Genomic DNA, 1,359 nt, shown 5'->3' on the forward strand with positions numbered 1-1,359 from the left:
AAATAAACAATTTGCTACGGCTGAAAATTATCGTATTTTTAAACCGCACAAATCTTATAAAAGCCCGTTGGCTTTAATTAACGAAAAAGATTAAATGAAATCTCACAAAGAAAAAATTGATAAATTAATTACACTTGAAAGAGAAAATAATTTATTAAATCACATTTCTACAAGTTTGTTCAACAAGGGAGAAACTATTGCCGAAAAAAACTTGAGTGAATATACTATTTGGATGACAAATTATTGGGTTGGAACTTTTTATCCGATTTTCAAAATTAACTTCAACGAGAAAAACGAAATAAAGAATATTAAAACGGAGTTAAGCCTAATTGGAAAATTATGGACAATCGTATTAAGTGGTTTAATTCTATCATTCTTTGTTTTCGCTCTAATAATCCCAATGATTCAGGGTTTTGAATATCTTGATTATACTGCTTTGATTATTTTAGGAATTTATGGGTTACTAGCATTTGGAATTTATTGGGTTTTTAAGAAAATTTATCTAAACGAGACAAAATATTTATTAAATGACCTAAAAATTGCTATTGGAATAGAAACCAAAGATAATATTGAGAAAATTGAAAATGAAAAAAATGAGTGGACAATAAAAATGATTTTATTCAGATTGTTTGCTTATCCATTTTCAATATTTATTATTTTATTTCCAATATATACAATCTTAACAGGCGGAAATATTGTACCTAAAGTTGGAGGAGCAATTGTTTTAGGTACTTTATACTTAATTACAGACATTAAAACGATTATTAAGAAAAAAACTAAAGCCAACAACTCATAAAATTTATGCTTACATTTAAACTAAATAACGAACCGACAAACATTCAACAAACGATTTGCTACGTCCGAAAAATCTCCGATTTTCCAGTCGCACAAATCTTATAAAAGCCCGTTGTGTAATATGGCAGAATTCACTCTGAATTCTTCAATTTGAGTATTTTAAGTTTAAATAATTGGATTTTCTGACAATTGCGCCGATAAAAATTTTAAAAAAAAATATTCAAAAAAGCTCATTGAAATAAATAGAATTGAGCAACGAATTCTATAAAAATTTAAACTAAAATGACAAATTTAGGATTAAAAATTAATCGGAGTTTGAGCGTTGGAATTTGAATGTTAGAATATTTAAGATTTCAGAAAAATCTAGCTAAAAAGAGAAATCTCGGATTTTAAAATTACAGCCGAGTTTGAGCATTGGAATTTGACTGTTGGAATATTTAAGATTTAAGGAAAATTCAGTTAAAATGAGAAATCTTGGAATTTGAAAAATAATGCAAAATGAGGTTTTTATACGTAAAAATTTAGGTCGAATAGATTAATTCTAACTCAAAACCACATTACACA

Annotated in this window: 1 protein-coding gene; it reads left to right on the forward strand. The window is 26.6% G+C overall.

Translation table 11 applies throughout. The annotated features are described in order from the left end of the window. The first annotated feature begins 94 nt into the window (after window positions 1–94). A complete protein-coding gene (locus tag EC396_RS14630; RefSeq protein ID WP_129367422.1) occupies window positions 95–796 on the forward strand; it encodes a hypothetical protein in 702 nt (233 codons plus the stop codon). Window positions 797–1,359 lie beyond the last annotated feature (563 nt).

The sequence above is a fragment of the Lutibacter sp. HS1-25 genome (assembly GCF_004121075.1).
GTDB lineage: Bacteria > Bacteroidota > Bacteroidia > Flavobacteriales > Flavobacteriaceae > Lutibacter.

Coding starts and splice junctions, on each gene's coding strand:
- EC396_RS14630 (WP_129367422.1), top strand. CDS start 95: ATGAAATCTCACAAAGAAAAAATTGATAAATTAATTACACTTGAAAGA.